This is a genomic window from Shewanella electrica (assembly GCF_022321485.1).
Lineage (GTDB): Bacteria > Pseudomonadota > Gammaproteobacteria > Enterobacterales > Shewanellaceae > Shewanella > Shewanella electrica.
The window spans coordinates 1-14,429 of record NZ_JAKOGG010000005.1; the positions used below are offsets into that span (position 1 = coordinate 1).

A 14,429-nucleotide genomic window follows, 5' to 3' on the forward strand; every position below is an offset into this window, starting at 1 on the left:
AAAGTCGATAAATCGTTTGTCGATATACCACTTTGAGAGTGCCCACACAGATTGCTTGATAACTTGTTAAAGAGCATTCCAACAGATAACTGCCAGAGGCTGCCGCGTCTTATCGCGAGTCAGTGGAAGCGAATTATAGGGACTGAATTAATTTGTGCAAGTGCAAATAACCGATAATTTTCAACTTTCGGTACAACCGCTCAGTTTTTAATCCAACCCTACCTATTTAGTCTAAAAAATCAGCTAGTCGGTACTATTTTTGCTGTTGCTTAAGATAATTTGGCACGTCGGCAATAGAATCCAACACTACCGTAGCCAGTTGTTCGCCTTCTTTATCAATGGCTTTACCTGTGCGAACTAAGATACGAGTCGCCACACCAGCGGCAATGGCGGCGCGCATATCATCTGCTTTGTCACCCACCATGACACTCTGTGCCATGTCGATTTTGAGGAAGCGCTGTGCGCTGACCAACATGCCCGGTTTAGGTTTGCGGCAATCGCAGTCTTGCTTATATTCACCCAAACCTTGTTCAGGATGATGGGGACAATAGTAGATACCATCCAAGTCGACACCTTTGTCGGCGAAGTTCCAATCCATCCATTCAGTCAGCTGTTCAAATTCATCTTCGCTATAGTAGCCGCGCGCAATTCCCGCTTGGTTGGTCACCACGACTAAGAGGTAGCCTTGCTGCTTGATTTCACTACAAGCCTCAAACACACCTTCGATATATTCGAATTCATCAATCGTATGTACATAGCCTGAGTCGACGTTGATAACACCGTCTCGATCCAAAAACACCGCTTTTTTCACGCTGTATCTCCCAAATTTGTCTGAGCGCATTATAGGTAGTTAGCAATAAAATGCAGCCTCTATCCACAATAAAAGAGGTGATTTATCGCAACTTTTTACCGGCTTTCATGCTGATTTAATCCGGCTATGTTTATCGAACTTTATTTATGGCAAATGACGGGTTAACCTAGGGCGCATTGAACAGATCCTCAATAACACACCATATCCTGCTTGTTCAGTTCAGAACCTAGGTTTAGCGATATACACGTGCGAGTATGTTCGATCCACATCGAATAATAGTTAGCCGCGACGTCTAGCGTCGACAATGAGAGTATTTTTATATGCAGTACGCCACGATTACTGGCTGGGGTAAATGTGTTCCGCCCGCTACTTTAACCAACGACGATTTAGCTACCTTTATGGAAACCTCTGACGAGTGGATTAAGCCTCGCACTGGGATTAGCCAACGTCATATTAGCCACGTTGATACCTCTGAACTTGCTTCCGTAGCAGCCAAACACGCGCTAGCAGCAGCCGGTCTTGAGGGCAGCGATATCGACATGATCATTTTGGCGACAGCGACGCCGGATACCTTGATCCCCAACATTGCATCGACGGTACAAGCCAATATTGGTGCTAACTGCGCAGCGTTTGACATCAATGCCGCTTGTAGTGGCTTCTTGTATGCCTTGAGTTTGGCGACAGGCCAAATCAAAAGTGGCGCGGCGCGTAAGGTGTTAGTGATCGGTGCTGAACGTTTGAGCTTTTTCATTGATTGGTCACGCCGCGATACTGCCGTGCTGTTTGGTGACGGTGCTGGTGCGGTCGTTGTAGAGGCCACAGACAAGCAAGAAGGCGTATTAAGCTACGAGCTGAATAATGACCCTGAAGGTCGCGAAATTCTCAAAGCTAGCTTCGGCTCTGGTATGGACCGTTATTCTGCCGACTCGCTGGATTTCTTTATCCAATTTGATGGCCGTGAAATCTTTAAACGCGCTATCCAAGGTATGGCTAATCTCAGTGCCAAAGTGTTGGAAAACTGCGATATGGATAAAGACCAAGTTGACTTAGTGATCCCGCATCAAGCCAATGAGCGCATTATCGACACCTTAGTGCATAAGATGAAGATTGACCCGGCCAAAGCGTTTGTCAACATTGCCAACTACGGCAACACCTCAGCAGCAACCATTCCGATTGCGATTTGTGACGCTTTGGAAAAAGAGTTAATTAAGCCTGGCCAGAATATTTTGTCATGTGCATTTGGTGCCGGCCTGACAAGCGCGGCGATGTTGCTGAAATGGGGTGAGCGTGTCACACCGATTGCCACCTCAGATGCTGAATTGCCACCTTGTGACAAAACAGGGCTTGAGTTGATTAAACGTGCGGTTGATTACTTCTACCGCCACCAAAATAGTTAAGTAATTTTGGTGTATCGAAAGCGTCCAACCTTGGGCGCTTTTTTATGGTCAAAACCAAAAGAGATAATCATCTAACGGTTGTTTTGACCAATGGCTAAATGCCGTTTGTGCCAAAAACAGTTCACCGCAGGCGGTGGCGTCGATTAAAGCGTTGTGAGCCGCATATAGCGGTAGATGATAACGTTTACGACAAGCGTGTAACCGCAGGCTGCCCTGCTCTATCACGTGACGATCTCGCATCAGGCGCCGCTGTTCAATCTGCAAAGTATCAATGACCGGCACATGTAGCGGCCGTTGATACACTTGCTGACTTAATCTCGACAGAAACGCGATATCCAACATGCCATGATGAAAGATCATCAACTTGCCATAGGTCATCTGCAATAACCAAATCAACATCTCTTGCTGTGTTAACGTGCTCGCTTGTAACTGCTGATCGACAATGCCATGAATGGTGGCACTCTGCCCAACGCTACCGTCAATACACACTAAGCGATGTTGCGCCTTAGCTAACAGCAAACGTCCACGCTCAATGGGAATTAAGCCCACCGAAATGATCTGATCATGCTGAGCATTTAATCCGGTCATCTCCAGATCGAGCGCGACTAAGGGCACATGTTCCAACGACGATTGCTGCAGCAATGGCTGTAATGCCGATAGATAATCAGCTAAACCGTCATCAGCGCGCCACAACTGATACTGCAACCGCCAGCGATGCCACCGACTCGCCATTAAAAGCTCCGCATAAATTTGAGCCGCAATGCCGCTTGGCTATCATGTACCACTTTGAAAGCATCGCGTAGCTGGTGCCGCATTAATGATGACAAGGTTTGCGGCTTAAGAAAGTTGGTCAGAGGTTGTTGTTGCTCGAATTGCTCACCTTGGTTTGCCAGTCGCATATGCGCAATAAACTCCAACGCATCGGCAAGGTTGAGGCCATCTTTGCGACTTAACACACCTGCATCAATACAGCGTTTGATTCTTTTAGCGGTATTCACCTCGGCAATGCCCGCAGATAACGCGTATACCCGCGCGATATCATTGATCAGCGCACTACCACGATGCTTTAAGTCGATGCCTTTTACCTCAGTACCATCGCGCTCCAACACAAATTTGCGGAAAAAGCCGAGCGGCGGCGATTCCGTTAAGGCGTTGCCTGTGAGCGCCGCTAAAAAAATATCGTTATCTTTGGTGCGCTTAAGTACGGATTGCTGCAAACTTTCAAACAAACTGCTCGGCCCATAAACTGCCCGCATATCAAAGAAGATACTGGCGTGCATCAACGCTTTGGGATCGGGGCTGGCCACCCAATCAAAAAACTTTTGTTGCCAGCGAGCATGCGACAGCATCCATTTAGGGTTCTGCGCCATAATCTCGCCGGGGCAGAACATATAGCCACACTCGTTTAGGCCACTGCACACTGCCGACGCCAACGCTTGAAAGTAGTCACGAGCTGGCGCGTCAGGCTCTTCGGCCAATAACAAACCGTTATCTTGATCGGAACACGCCACTTGGTCTTGCCGACCTTGCGAGCCAAACGCCAGCCAACAAAACGCCATCGGCGCCTCACCTAACAGCGCTTGATTTAGGGTGATCAGTTTGCGGGTCAACGCATCCGTCACGCTAGTGAGAATGCGGCCAATCTCTTCGGCACGCGCATCTGCACTGATGAGGCTTTGCAGCAATTGGGGGATTTGGCGACTCACGGCGATAAGTTCCGGCAACTGCTGTTGCCGCTCAATTTCACGAATCAGCAGCAGTGGTTGTGACGATTGGCTTTTGATGATGTCGGTGGATGTCACCATGCCGATAGGAATGCCATTCTCCACCACGGGCAGATGGTGAATATTGTGTTCGCTCATCAGCAACATCGCCTCAAACACCAAGGCTTTGGCATCGATCGACACCGGATGCTGAGTCATCGCCAGCTTCACACTCACCTCTCCGTTGAGGCCCTCGGCCAGAACACGATTACGCAAATCGCGGTCGGTGAGAATGCCGACTAACTTGCCGCCATCCAATACTAATGCTGACGACACATGCTGGCTACGCATCAGGCTGGCGGCATACGTCACAGAATCATCAGCGGCGACACTCAGCAAATGCGCCGAGATCAAACTGGAAATGCGATTGGTGGTCACCGCATCTCGATTCTTAAAGCGGCGTTCATGTCGTAGCCGTTTAGCATAAGCACGGTTAAAGAAGCGGTCAAAATGCCGGTGTTGCAGACGTAACCGATCAAATTCGGCAGGTGGCAGATGATAAACTAAGCCGTCTTCAAGGATCAGCACTTGGTTACTGATGCCTTCGCCCGACAGCAAGGACGGAAAGCCAAAGTAATCGCCTTCGCCCAACCTATCGACCAGTTCACCATCTGCATCGCGCACTTCAAAAGCGCCACTACGGACGATATAAAGCATGGGATTATTTTCATCTAACGGCACGGCCACCGACGCTTTACTGTAGTAGCCGATAGACAATGCGCGGCAACAATGCTCCAAGGTATCGATCGGCAACTCACTAAATGGCACTAATTGCTCAAGAAAACTGCGAATGGGTAACAGTTCAGATTCATCCATAGCGGCTATCGTTAGCTTTATTATCAGTCGCTTAATAATGGTCGCAGAAGCTAAAACCAACCACTTGTCTTTGGTCTAATACCTCACACATCAACCGATATATAGATCCGTTATTTATCAATGTCAGCGTTCAAGTGTGGATGCCAGACCGACATAAGCCTATTTTTAATCGATTGTTTAATAGAAGGTTTTCTCATCGAAAAACTGCTTAGGTCTGCGGCTCATGCTTTGTGCGATTCAGCGCATGTGCAGCGCGAAATGTGCAACGCCACCTGGGCGGTTTATCTTTGCTGGTTGTGTTGCAGCAGGACGAGCGAGATGTAGGCAAGGCAGGTGATGTGCCGTGCGATGCTCCACCAACAGCACCTAACGCTGAATAAATTGCGCGCTGTCGCTGTCCAACGGGTTCATTTAAACCAAAGATAAACAGCCTCTCGTTCAAATAGCGAATGGTTGTAGTGACAATTCACGCTGGTGCTATTTCTATCGAGCTGTTCGTTATCTTCGTAGCCGCGCTTGTGTTAGCGCAGTTTATCGCGATGGCATTAGTCATGCGTGGCTCATCGTCGTAAGAATTGCGTAGCGATTTATCTGATGGGCGATGACTGTCGCCCATTGGCACCAGTCTTATGGTCAAATTCAGGCAAAAAGAAAGGCGCATTCTGCGCCTTTCTTCATATTAATATCTGCTTAGTGACCTGACGCTTCTCCCGCACCTTTCGGGAAGCGGATAGAATCCACCATCTGCTGCACTTCCTCCGGTACATCAGCCGTCATTTTACTCACCACGACCGCCACAACGAAGTTGATAATCATCCCCACCATACCAATACCTTCCGGTGAGATACCAAACAACCAATTATCAGGTACGTTAGCCGCAGGGTTGATGAACTTGAAGTAGATGATATACGACGCCGTAAAGCCGAGGCCCAATACCATCCCCGCAATGGCCCCTTCCTTATTCATACGTTTAGAGAAGATGCCCATCACAATCGCCGGGAACAATGACGATGCCGCGAGACCGAAGGCAAATGCCACCACCGCCGCCACAAAGCCTGGCGGATTGATCCCGAAGTAACCCGCAATCACAATCCCCACTGCGGCTGCGGTTCGGGCGTACATCAGCTCTTTCTTGTCAGAAATATCTGGCAAGAAGTTCTTCTTCAACAAATCATGTGACACTGAGGTAGAGATAACCAGCAATAACCCTGCAGACGTCGACAATGCCGCCGCCAAGCCCCCAGCCGCGACCAACGCGATAACCCACGCTGGCAAATCGGCGATTTCAGGCGTTGCTAATACGATAATGTCATTGTCGATTTTCATCTCGTTGGTAGAGGTGTCATCGATCTTGCCTTTACCGTAATACATCAAGCCATCACCGTTCTTGTCGTTCCATTTGATAAGGCCGGTACGCTCCCAGTTTTTGATCCAATCTGGCGCAGTTTCATGTGCCACACCTTTACCATCTGGACCATTAATGGTCTCAATCATATTAACGCGAGAGAACACAGATACCGCTGGTACAGTAGTATACAGCACCGCGATGAATACCAACGCCCAACCAGCACTGGTACGGGCATCTTTTACGCGTGGCACCGTAAAGAAGCGTACGATGACGTGAGGTAAACCAGCAGTGCCGACCATCAATGCAGCAGTAATGGCGAACACATCGATGGTACTCTTACTGCCTTCTGTGTATTCATTAAACCCGAGCTGAGTCTGCAACCCATCGAGCTTTTCAAGCAGATAGACCCCCGTATCATTACCTGCCGCATCAACCACCGTTGAACCGAAACCAATCTGAGGGATCACGTGGCCAGTCATCATCACAGAGATAAAGATTGCTGGCACCATAAAGGCGAAGATCAGTACACAGTATTGCGCTACTTGGGTATAGGTGATGCCTTTCATGCCACCAAGTACCGCGTAGAAGAACACCACCGCCATACCGATATACACCCCCGTATCCACTTCAACTTCGAGGAAGCGAGAGAACACCACGCCGACACCGCGCATCTGCCCTGCGATGTAGGTAAAGCAGATAAAGATGGCACACACCACCGCAACCACTCGGGCGGTTTGCGAGTAGTAACGCTCACCAATGAAATCGGGCACAGTGAACTTACCAAATTTACGCAAGTAAGGAGCCATACAGAGCGCCAACAGCACATAACCGCCGGTCCAGCCCATCAAGTACACGCTACCATCGTAACCAACGAATGATATGATCCCCGCCATCGAGATAAACGAAGCAGCAGACATCCAGTCAGCAGCAGTCGCCATACCATTCATTACTGGTGGCACACCACCGCCAGCGACGTAGAAATCTTTAGTCGAGCCGGCACGAGACCAGATCGCAATACCGATGTAGAGCGCAAATGACAGCCCTACGATCAGAAAGGTTAATGCTTGAACGCTCATGTCGATGTCCCCTTAGTCTTCGTGTACGTTATATTTTTTATCTAAGGCGTTCGCTTTGTATGCGTAGATAAAAATCAGCGCAACGAACACATAAATGGAACCTTGTTGAGCAAACCAAAAGCCCAATTTAAACCCCATGAAATGTATTCCGTTTAAAGCGTCGGCAAACACGATGCCGCAGCCATAGGACACGGCGAACCAGACTGCCAAAAGTCCTAACACTAGACGCAGGTTTTCGCGCCAGTAACTCAGTGCCTTCTCGTTGCTATCAAAGCCCATTGCGACTTCCCCTTTTTACAATTAAGTCACATTTAATCTAGCAATAGCGATGTGGGTCACAATCGCGACCTTAGTCTATGGAAAAGTTAACGTAAACGTAATCATTAGCGATTTATCATATTAATTAGTCAGTTAACGTATAAGTAATACAATAGGATTTAAAAAGGCGTTTGGCGGAAATTAGACCAATGTCGATAGGAATACGTTGAAAAAGATAAAAAAAGCCGGCGAATACACCGGCTTGACGCTGCAATTTATCAGTTAAGGTAATTCTGTTAGATAAACGATGAACTTTGCTAAACCTTGGGCATCTTTCGGTTTATTCACAATAAGATACTTACCGTTGACTAACAAAGATGGTACTCCACTGATGCCGGATAATTGCGTTTGTGAATCATAATTTGATAAGGCGAGTTTGAGATCAGCGGATGACAGCACTTTTTCTACATCATCGCGCGCGACGCCCTGTTGTTCAAAAAAACTGAGCAAGTCTTCATCACGTTGAAACGGCAGATGCTGTTCATGAATACGACTGAAGATCTCACGATGAACCTGATTAACCACCTTAAATGTCTTGGCGATGTAATACGCTTTTTGGCTCATGATCCAGTCTTTACGACCAGCCCCTACTGGCGTGCGCTCAAACGCGACTTTGCCTTTCAGTAACTCAGCCGTTGCATTCATTTGCGGATCTTGATTGTAACAGTGTGGGCAGTTGTAGGAGAAAAACTCGCGCACTACCGGACCTTCCACCTCAGGAAAACCGCTCACTTCTTGATAGTCTATGCCAGCTTGATACTCACCCGCTTGCGATTGGCTAAACGCAGCAGCTTGTACTTGGGTGAATGCGGCACTGAGCAGCAGTAGCGACAGAGTGGTGGTGATAAATCGTTTCAACAACATGTAATAAATACCTCTTCATGGTGTGACTAGGGGGTTGGCCTTTAGTGTTTAATTTTGTTCACATTAAACACGTGATGAGCGAGGCGCAGCCAGTGACGCTTAGTCAACTAAGCGAACTGGTAGCAACAAAGTTCAGGAGGCGTTTAAATGTACCCTTCGCGCAGCAATTAATAATTCACGCGACAACACGCAGCCGAAAAATACTCATAGGCGTAGCGCCCGTCTTTAACGGTGGCGCTGCACATGTATCGCTTGCCCGCGTCAAAAACGCCCAAAGAACGAGGACCGTAGCCGCATGGTGCTTAACTCAATAAAGCTTTAGCGTCACGGTATTGATACGTGAAGTCAAGCGTTGAGCAGATAAGATCCCCCACCACGACCTTACCATCTCCCTGATGAGATTCGAGAAAATGTGGTGCTGGCAATCCCAAAGATAGCGCTGCTTCGGTGTAAAACTGATCTTTACGCACATGCACAGGTGACACTAGGTTATACGTGGTACTGCGCTGCTGACTGTGCAGAATTTTACGCACTGCGGTAATACAATCTTCCAGATGTACCAGGTTGACTAGATTGTCACCATTGGGCAGATCCGTTTTGCCCGCTAAGAAGCGGCCAGGATTACGCCCTGCCCCCACTAAGCCACCAAATCTGACCGTGGTGACGACTAATCGTTCCGAGGACAGCGACTGCATTAATTGTTCAGCTTGCTGCAACACCCAACTGGACGTACCGTGCTCGGCTTCCACCATGTCTGCCTCGGTTAACCAGCCTTGGCTCTGTGGGTAGGCACCAGTACTGCTGACGAATACCAATTTTTTAAGTTGGCTTTGCTCAATGGGCGCAATGAGCAGGCGCAGTCTATCGAGATAGTCTTGCTCACCCCGTCTTAACCCCGGAGGAATATTGACGACCAATGCCGACACATCAGCCAAAATACTGTGCAATTGCGCGCTCGCGGACTCATGTGCCAAATTCAACAAGGCTGCATCAATGCCTGCATCACGCAACTGCTGTAACCCATCTTCTGTTGTTTTGGTACCGATCACTTCCGTACCACTAGCCACTAACGCTTTTGCTAATGGAAAACCAAACCAACCACAACCAATTACTGCAACTCGTTTCATTCACGCTATCCTTATTAGCTGTGATTTCCTAACAGATATAAAAACTTATACCACTATCAGCCTGCAGTGTTTTGCTGGCACCACGGCTTAAATCTGATGGTTTAATCGCCGCCTCAACCACCACATTTTCATCCATCAAAAAACGGTATTGGGCATCATTGCCCTCGACAGTACATGACCATACCTGTGGTTTCGTCGTCTCGCTAGTCGTTAGCATCACTTTGGCGATTAAACCATCACTGAGCTGCACTATGGTGCCGGGGGGATAGATACCTAACACTTTGACTAAGGTTTGAATCAACGTCTGCTGATGCATACCCGCGCGGTTTTTAAACAGATGCCCCAACGCAATTTGGGGCGAACTAATATCGTCGCGCCAAAGCTGACTATCAAAATCATTGGCAAGCGACACCAGTTGAATCGCCAGCGAAATCTTATCGCCTTTAAGCCCATCAGGATAACCAGAACCATCATAAAATTCATGATGATGCAGCACGATATTGAGCACCTCATCGCTAAACATGCCACTTTTTTTCAGCAGGTCATAACCAAAATTGGGGTGCATCGCGAGGAAATTTTTTTCTGCCCCTGTCAGCCCTTTACGCTTAGTACGAATATCTTCTGGCACACGAAGTTTTCCCACGTCGTGTAACACCGCGCCGGTGGCGATAGTACGCAATTGCGGTTTATCCAATTCCAGATGATGCCCCATCACTAACGCCAAGGTCGCCACCGATATCCCGTGCTGCGTGATACTACTGCGATTCTCGCCCGAACTGACCAACGCCAAACGGGGCTGTTCGTTGGCATAGAGCTGATCGAGCATCATTTCCACCAACAGCGCGGCTTCGCGCACTGCGCCCTCAGGATCGCTCACTAATTTGCTCATTAAGGTGCGGCTTTGGTTCATCGCGTCAATAAACTGGTTTTGACTCTGCCGTAACGCTTTGCGCACTTGTCTGACGGCCGCTTGTTGTGGCGATGGTAGTTCCACCTCATTCACAATCAGCTCGGCCTCGGGTTCGCTGTCTTGCAGCAGTTCGGCCCCAGACACCAGTTCGACATAAGGCACACCGAGGTTTTTGATCATCTCAATCTGCGCAGCCGACGTGATCGCTATCTTGTTAAACAAAAACGGATGTTCCGTCCAAGAAAGCGGTAACTTTACCTTCAGCCCGATTTGTAATCTATTGACCGACAATCGTTGATATTTGGATTTAGCCAATCATGCCCCCAATATTGGCGACAGTCGAACCTAGAGGCTGTTGGCCTTTAGTGTTCGAACGCTATGGATAATCCAAAATATAGTTCATTGATATGAAAGCGAAAGTCGCAAGCGAGGAGAAATCACCGTTCCAGCGTGTCTAGCGCTATTGGCTAACCCGGCTGCCAATCCCGCACATAAAGTTTCAGATGGCGTGACGCCCGTAAATACAGCGCTGACCAAAACAAAATCAAGCCGTCTAACGCCATAGACCACTCAAACATAAAACCATTGTGTTTGAGGCGAAACCACAGCAACGCCGCATCTACCACTAATAAACACCACAACATTGGCCGTATTTGACCAAATACCGGCCGCAACCACTGGGGTTTTCGGCGCCGCTCGCAGGTCACCAAGAAAAAAATCACCACCGCGCCGATGCCTGCCGCTAGTGAGACCATGAAATCAATGCGTTCAGGGAAGAACAGCCGTACGAGGCTAGCGCGATCGCTACCATCAGTCAGCGACATGGCAAAGATGCACCAACCGCGCGCCAGAAATAGCAACAGTAGATACAGCAGTAACGGCGGGCGCACATGCCCTTTATCATCTAGCCAGCGAACATCTTCAAAGCTGTACATAATGGCAATTCATTAGCAGATAGGAATCTAATAGATGGGCATCATCACCATCATTTTCAACGGGATGATGCCGGTTAAATCACGCTATCAGCCCAGAATTGCGATTAATTCGGCTTCATCTATCACGCGGATGCCAAGCTCAGCGGCTTTCGCCAATTTAGAGCCTGCCGCTTCGCCCGCCACGACACAGTCGGTATTTTTTGAAACACTGCCCGCGACTTTAGCGCCAAGCGCTTCTAACTTCGCTTTGGCTTCAGTGCGTCCGAGCGAGGTTAAGCTGCCCGTTAACACCCAAGTTTGTCCTTTGAGCGGTAGCTCATCTTCAGATGGCGTTTCAATCGCAGGCCAGTTGACGCCCGCGTCAACCAGTTGAGTAATCACCTCAAGGTTGTGCGCTTGTTCAAAGAAGTGTTTCACGTGCTGCGCGACCACAGTGCCCACATCTTCAACGTCAATCAGTTGTTCCACCGTGGCGTTTTGCAGCGCTTCCAGGGTTTTGAAATGGTTGGCTAAGTTGGCCGCCGTTGCTTCACCCACTTCACGGATGCCCAGCGAGTAGAGAAACTTCGGCAAGGTGGTGGTTTTCGCCGCTTGCAGTGCCGCCACCAAATTATTGGCTGACTTCAGCCCCATGCGTTCTAACGTGGTTAATGTCGAAGCACTTAGACGAAACAGATCCGCCGGGCTTTTCACCCATTCGCGATCGACCAGTTGCTCGACAATCTTATCGCCCAACCCATCAACATCTAGCGCTTTACGTGAGGCAAAATGCTTAATCGCTTCTTTACGCTGAGCAGCGCAGAACAAACCGCCGGTACAGCGAGCGACCGCTTCACCTTCGACACGTTCAACGAGCGAGTTACACACCGGACAGCTGGTTGGGAATACGATATCGCTGGCGGCTTCTGGGCGTTTCTCTGCCACAATTGCCACAATCTGCGGGATCACATCACCCGCGCGGCGCACAATCACCGTATCGCCCACTTTAACGCCCAGCCGGTCAATCTCATCGGCATTGTGCAATGTGGCGTTAGAGACGGTGACACCGCCCACAAACACCGGTTTTAAACGCGCTACCGGCGTTACCGCCCCAGTTCGGCCGACTTGGAAATCGACCCCTTCTAACACCGTCAACTCTTCTTGCGCGGGGAATTTATAAGCCGTGGCCCAACGTGGCGCCCGCGCCACAAAGCCGAGCTGCTGCTGAGCTGCGATAGCATTGACTTTGAACACCACACCGTCGATATCAAACGCTAAGTTGGGGCGTTTGGCTAAAATGTCCTGATAATATTGCTGCACACCGGCCAAATCATCTGCCAGTTGGGTTTCACTGCTGACGGGCAAGCCCCAGGTTTTAAGTTGTTGCAGTTGGCCGTAATGGCTATCGGCCATGACGAATGATTCTGGCTCAACCACGCCCAGCGCATAGGCATAAAAGGCTAATGAACGTGACGCGGTAATTTTGCTATCGAGTTGACGCAAACTGCCCGCCGCAGCATTGCGCGGGTTAACAAATACTTTCTCGTTGCGGCTGCGCGCACGGTCATTTAATGCTTCAAACGCGGCACGTGGCATAAACACTTCACCACGCACTTCGAGCAAAGGCGGATAACCTTCACCTCGCAGTTTCAGTGGAATCGAACGAATAGTTCGCACGTTTTCAGTGATGTTTTCGCCCACCGCGCCATCACCACGAGTCGCAGCACGTTCCAGCACGCCGTTGCGATAAACAATGCTTACCGCCAAGCCATCGAGCTTAGGCTCACAGCAATATTGCACTTGTCCGGCACGCTCAGTAACGCGGCGATGAAACGCGGTAAATTCCTCTTCGCTAAATACGTTATCTAAGCTCAGCATCGGCCGTAAATGCTCAACTTGCTCAAACTTAGCTAACGCGGCACCGCCCACGCGCAATGTGGGTGAATCAGGCCGTTGCAGATGCGGATGTTCGGTTTCTAGCGCTTTTAGCTGTTGCATCAAGCGGTCATATTCAGCATCGGGAATGGTCGGATTATCATCAACGTAATAACGGATGTTATGTTCGTTGATCTGTTGCGTGAGTGCGTCTAGCTGTTGTTCTACGGTTGCCATATCTCTGTCCGATAAATAAAAGGCCGCTGTTGCGGCCTTAAGCTATGTGGAGAAGCCTGAAATTAGGCGTTTACTCTGATGCGCTCTAAATACAGCGCTTTGATCTCGTTACTCCAGATGTTGCGTTCGCCATCCAGCAGCAGTGCGTCAAGATCATCAGCCAGCTGTTGCGCCGAATTGAGCATATTGGAGAAGTTAAACAAGGCATCGCCGTAACATGGCAGCGTCATAAACAGTACGATCCCTTGAGTGGTAAATTGTTCCATATTGTCTGGGTCAAACACACCGGGTTTGACCATGTTAGCCAGCGAGAACACCACTTTGCCGTGACCGGCGCTGTCTTCATGACGATGAAAAATCTGCATATCGCCATATTTAAAATTAAGCGCTAACAGTGCAGGTAATAACTCGGCGCCATTGATCTCCTGCCCCGAGCGAGCCACCACATGCAGCGCCAGTACATCACGTGGTGCTGGTAACGGCTCGTCATCGGTAACTTGCTCAACAACCTCTTCAACTTCATCATCGGCCAGACCAAGCTCCAGCTGTGGCTCCTCCAGCAACTCTTCTTCATCGTCGAAGTCGAGCTGAGGTTCTTGACGATGCGCTTTAGGCGCACGGCTAGCATTGTGCTCAGCTGATAATTCAAACGTTGGCTGTTGCGCTTCATCAGCCACAGGTTCAACACGTTTTGGCGCCGCAGCTTCAGCCGCCGTTTTAGGGCGTTTTGTGGTTTTTAATTTAGGTGGGCGATCATCGGCGGTCATTTTGCGTACGCGCACTTCACCAATGCCATCGGCATCAAAACCTTCGCGATCACGATTTTGCCCCGCCTCGCGGTTACGTCCTGTCAGTGGTGACTCTTTCAGTCCTTTAGGGTTTTGTTTACGGATAGACCAAAAGCCGTGAACAAGTACTGCAATAATGGCCACTGCACTCAACACGATTAAAACTGGCTGTAAATCTTCCATTG

12 protein-coding genes are annotated in these 14,429 nt (G+C 49.2%); 1 reads left to right on the forward strand and 11 read right to left on the reverse strand.

What is annotated here, in order from left to right; all coding sequences use genetic code 11:
* Positions 1–253 precede the first annotated feature (253 nt).
* Positions 254–841: a D-glycero-beta-D-manno-heptose 1,7-bisphosphate 7-phosphatase gene (gene gmhB, locus L9G74_RS08950; RefSeq protein WP_238895969.1), complete on the reverse strand. Its 588-nt coding sequence runs from the start codon at positions 839–841 to the stop codon at positions 254–256.
* 290 nt (positions 842–1,131) lie between these two features.
* On the opposite strand from gmhB, the gene L9G74_RS08955 reads away from it, so the two are divergent.
* Entirely contained in the window at positions 1,132–2,208 is a 1,077-nt protein-coding gene (locus tag L9G74_RS08955) for a ketoacyl-ACP synthase III (RefSeq protein ID WP_238895970.1), read from the forward strand.
* Positions 2,209–2,256: 48 nt separating this feature from the next.
* Here L9G74_RS08955 and L9G74_RS08960 read toward each other — a convergent pair whose 3' ends face one another.
* The 10 genes from L9G74_RS08960 to zipA form a co-directional block, all read right to left on the reverse strand.
* Positions 2,257–2,940, reverse strand: coding sequence for an exonuclease domain-containing protein (locus tag L9G74_RS08960; RefSeq protein WP_238895971.1), 684 nt, complete (start codon positions 2,938–2,940; stop codon positions 2,257–2,259).
* Positions 2,940–4,787: a DUF294 nucleotidyltransferase-like domain-containing protein gene (locus L9G74_RS08965; RefSeq protein WP_238895972.1), complete on the reverse strand. Its 1,848-nt coding sequence runs from the start codon at positions 4,785–4,787 to the stop codon at positions 2,940–2,942. The genes L9G74_RS08960 and L9G74_RS08965 overlap by 1 nt, the downstream gene beginning before the upstream one ends.
* Positions 4,788–5,477: 690 nt before the next feature.
* Positions 5,478–7,211: a sodium:solute symporter family protein gene (locus tag L9G74_RS08970; protein ID WP_238895973.1), complete on the reverse strand. Its 1,734-nt coding sequence runs from the start codon at positions 7,209–7,211 to the stop codon at positions 5,478–5,480.
* A gap of 12 nt (positions 7,212–7,223) precedes the next feature.
* Entirely contained in the window at positions 7,224–7,490 is a 267-nt protein-coding gene (locus tag L9G74_RS08975) for a DUF4212 domain-containing protein (protein WP_238895974.1), read from the reverse strand.
* Positions 7,491–7,751: 261 nt separating this feature from the next.
* Positions 7,752–8,393, reverse strand: a complete 642-nt coding sequence (locus L9G74_RS08980) for a thiol:disulfide interchange protein DsbA/DsbL (RefSeq protein ID WP_238895975.1) — start codon at positions 8,391–8,393, stop codon at positions 7,752–7,754.
* A gap of 302 nt (positions 8,394–8,695) precedes the next feature.
* On the reverse strand, positions 8,696–9,520 hold the full coding sequence (locus tag L9G74_RS08985) for a Rossmann-fold NAD(P)-binding domain-containing protein (RefSeq protein WP_238895976.1): 825 nt from the start codon (positions 9,518–9,520) through the stop codon (positions 8,696–8,698).
* Positions 9,521–9,548: 28 nt separating this feature from the next.
* Positions 9,549–10,745 carry an HD-GYP domain-containing protein gene (locus L9G74_RS08990; protein ID WP_238895977.1) on the reverse strand — a complete coding sequence of 399 codons (1,197 nt, stop codon included), beginning with the start codon at positions 10,743–10,745 and terminating at the stop codon, positions 9,549–9,551.
* 152 nt (positions 10,746–10,897) lie between these two features.
* Positions 10,898–11,365 carry a DUF2919 domain-containing protein gene (locus tag L9G74_RS08995; protein WP_238895978.1) on the reverse strand — a complete coding sequence of 156 codons (468 nt, stop codon included), beginning with the start codon at positions 11,363–11,365 and terminating at the stop codon, positions 10,898–10,900.
* An 87-nt stretch (positions 11,366–11,452) separates the two neighbouring features.
* The gene (gene ligA, locus L9G74_RS09000) at positions 11,453–13,456 is read right to left on the reverse strand and encodes an NAD-dependent DNA ligase LigA (RefSeq protein ID WP_238895979.1); all 2,004 of its coding nucleotides are present in this window, start codon (positions 13,454–13,456) and stop codon (positions 11,453–11,455) included.
* A gap of 62 nt (positions 13,457–13,518) precedes the next feature.
* Entirely contained in the window at positions 13,519–14,427 is a 909-nt protein-coding gene (gene zipA / locus L9G74_RS09005) for a cell division protein ZipA (protein ID WP_238895980.1), read from the reverse strand.
* Between the last annotated feature and the right edge of the window lie 2 nt (positions 14,428–14,429).

Bases quoted from the DNA above. Each gene is read 5' to 3' on its own strand.
- gmhB (WP_238895969.1), bottom strand. From the start codon at position 841: ATGCGCTCAGACAAATTTGGGAGATACAGCGTGAAAAAAGCGGTGTTT.
- zipA (WP_238895980.1), bottom strand. From the start codon at position 14,427: ATGGAAGATTTACAGCCAGTTTTAATCGTGTTGAGTGCAGTGGCCATT.
- L9G74_RS08965 (WP_238895972.1), bottom strand. From the start codon at position 4,787: ATGGATGAATCTGAACTGTTACCCATTCGCAGTTTTCTTGAGCAATTA.
- L9G74_RS08960 (WP_238895971.1), bottom strand. From the start codon at position 2,940: ATGGCGAGTCGGTGGCATCGCTGGCGGTTGCAGTATCAGTTGTGGCGC.
- L9G74_RS08970 (WP_238895973.1), bottom strand. From the start codon at position 7,211: ATGAGCGTTCAAGCATTAACCTTTCTGATCGTAGGGCTGTCATTTGCG.
- L9G74_RS08975 (WP_238895974.1), bottom strand. From the start codon at position 7,490: ATGGGCTTTGATAGCAACGAGAAGGCACTGAGTTACTGGCGCGAAAAC.
- L9G74_RS08955 (WP_238895970.1), top strand. From the start codon at position 1,132: ATGCAGTACGCCACGATTACTGGCTGGGGTAAATGTGTTCCGCCCGCT.
- L9G74_RS08985 (WP_238895976.1), bottom strand. From the start codon at position 9,520: ATGAAACGAGTTGCAGTAATTGGTTGTGGTTGGTTTGGTTTTCCATTA.
- L9G74_RS08995 (WP_238895978.1), bottom strand. From the start codon at position 11,365: ATGTACAGCTTTGAAGATGTTCGCTGGCTAGATGATAAAGGGCATGTG.
- ligA (WP_238895979.1), bottom strand. From the start codon at position 13,456: ATGGCAACCGTAGAACAACAGCTAGACGCACTCACGCAACAGATCAAC.
- L9G74_RS08980 (WP_238895975.1), bottom strand. From the start codon at position 8,393: ATGTTGTTGAAACGATTTATCACCACCACTCTGTCGCTACTGCTGCTC.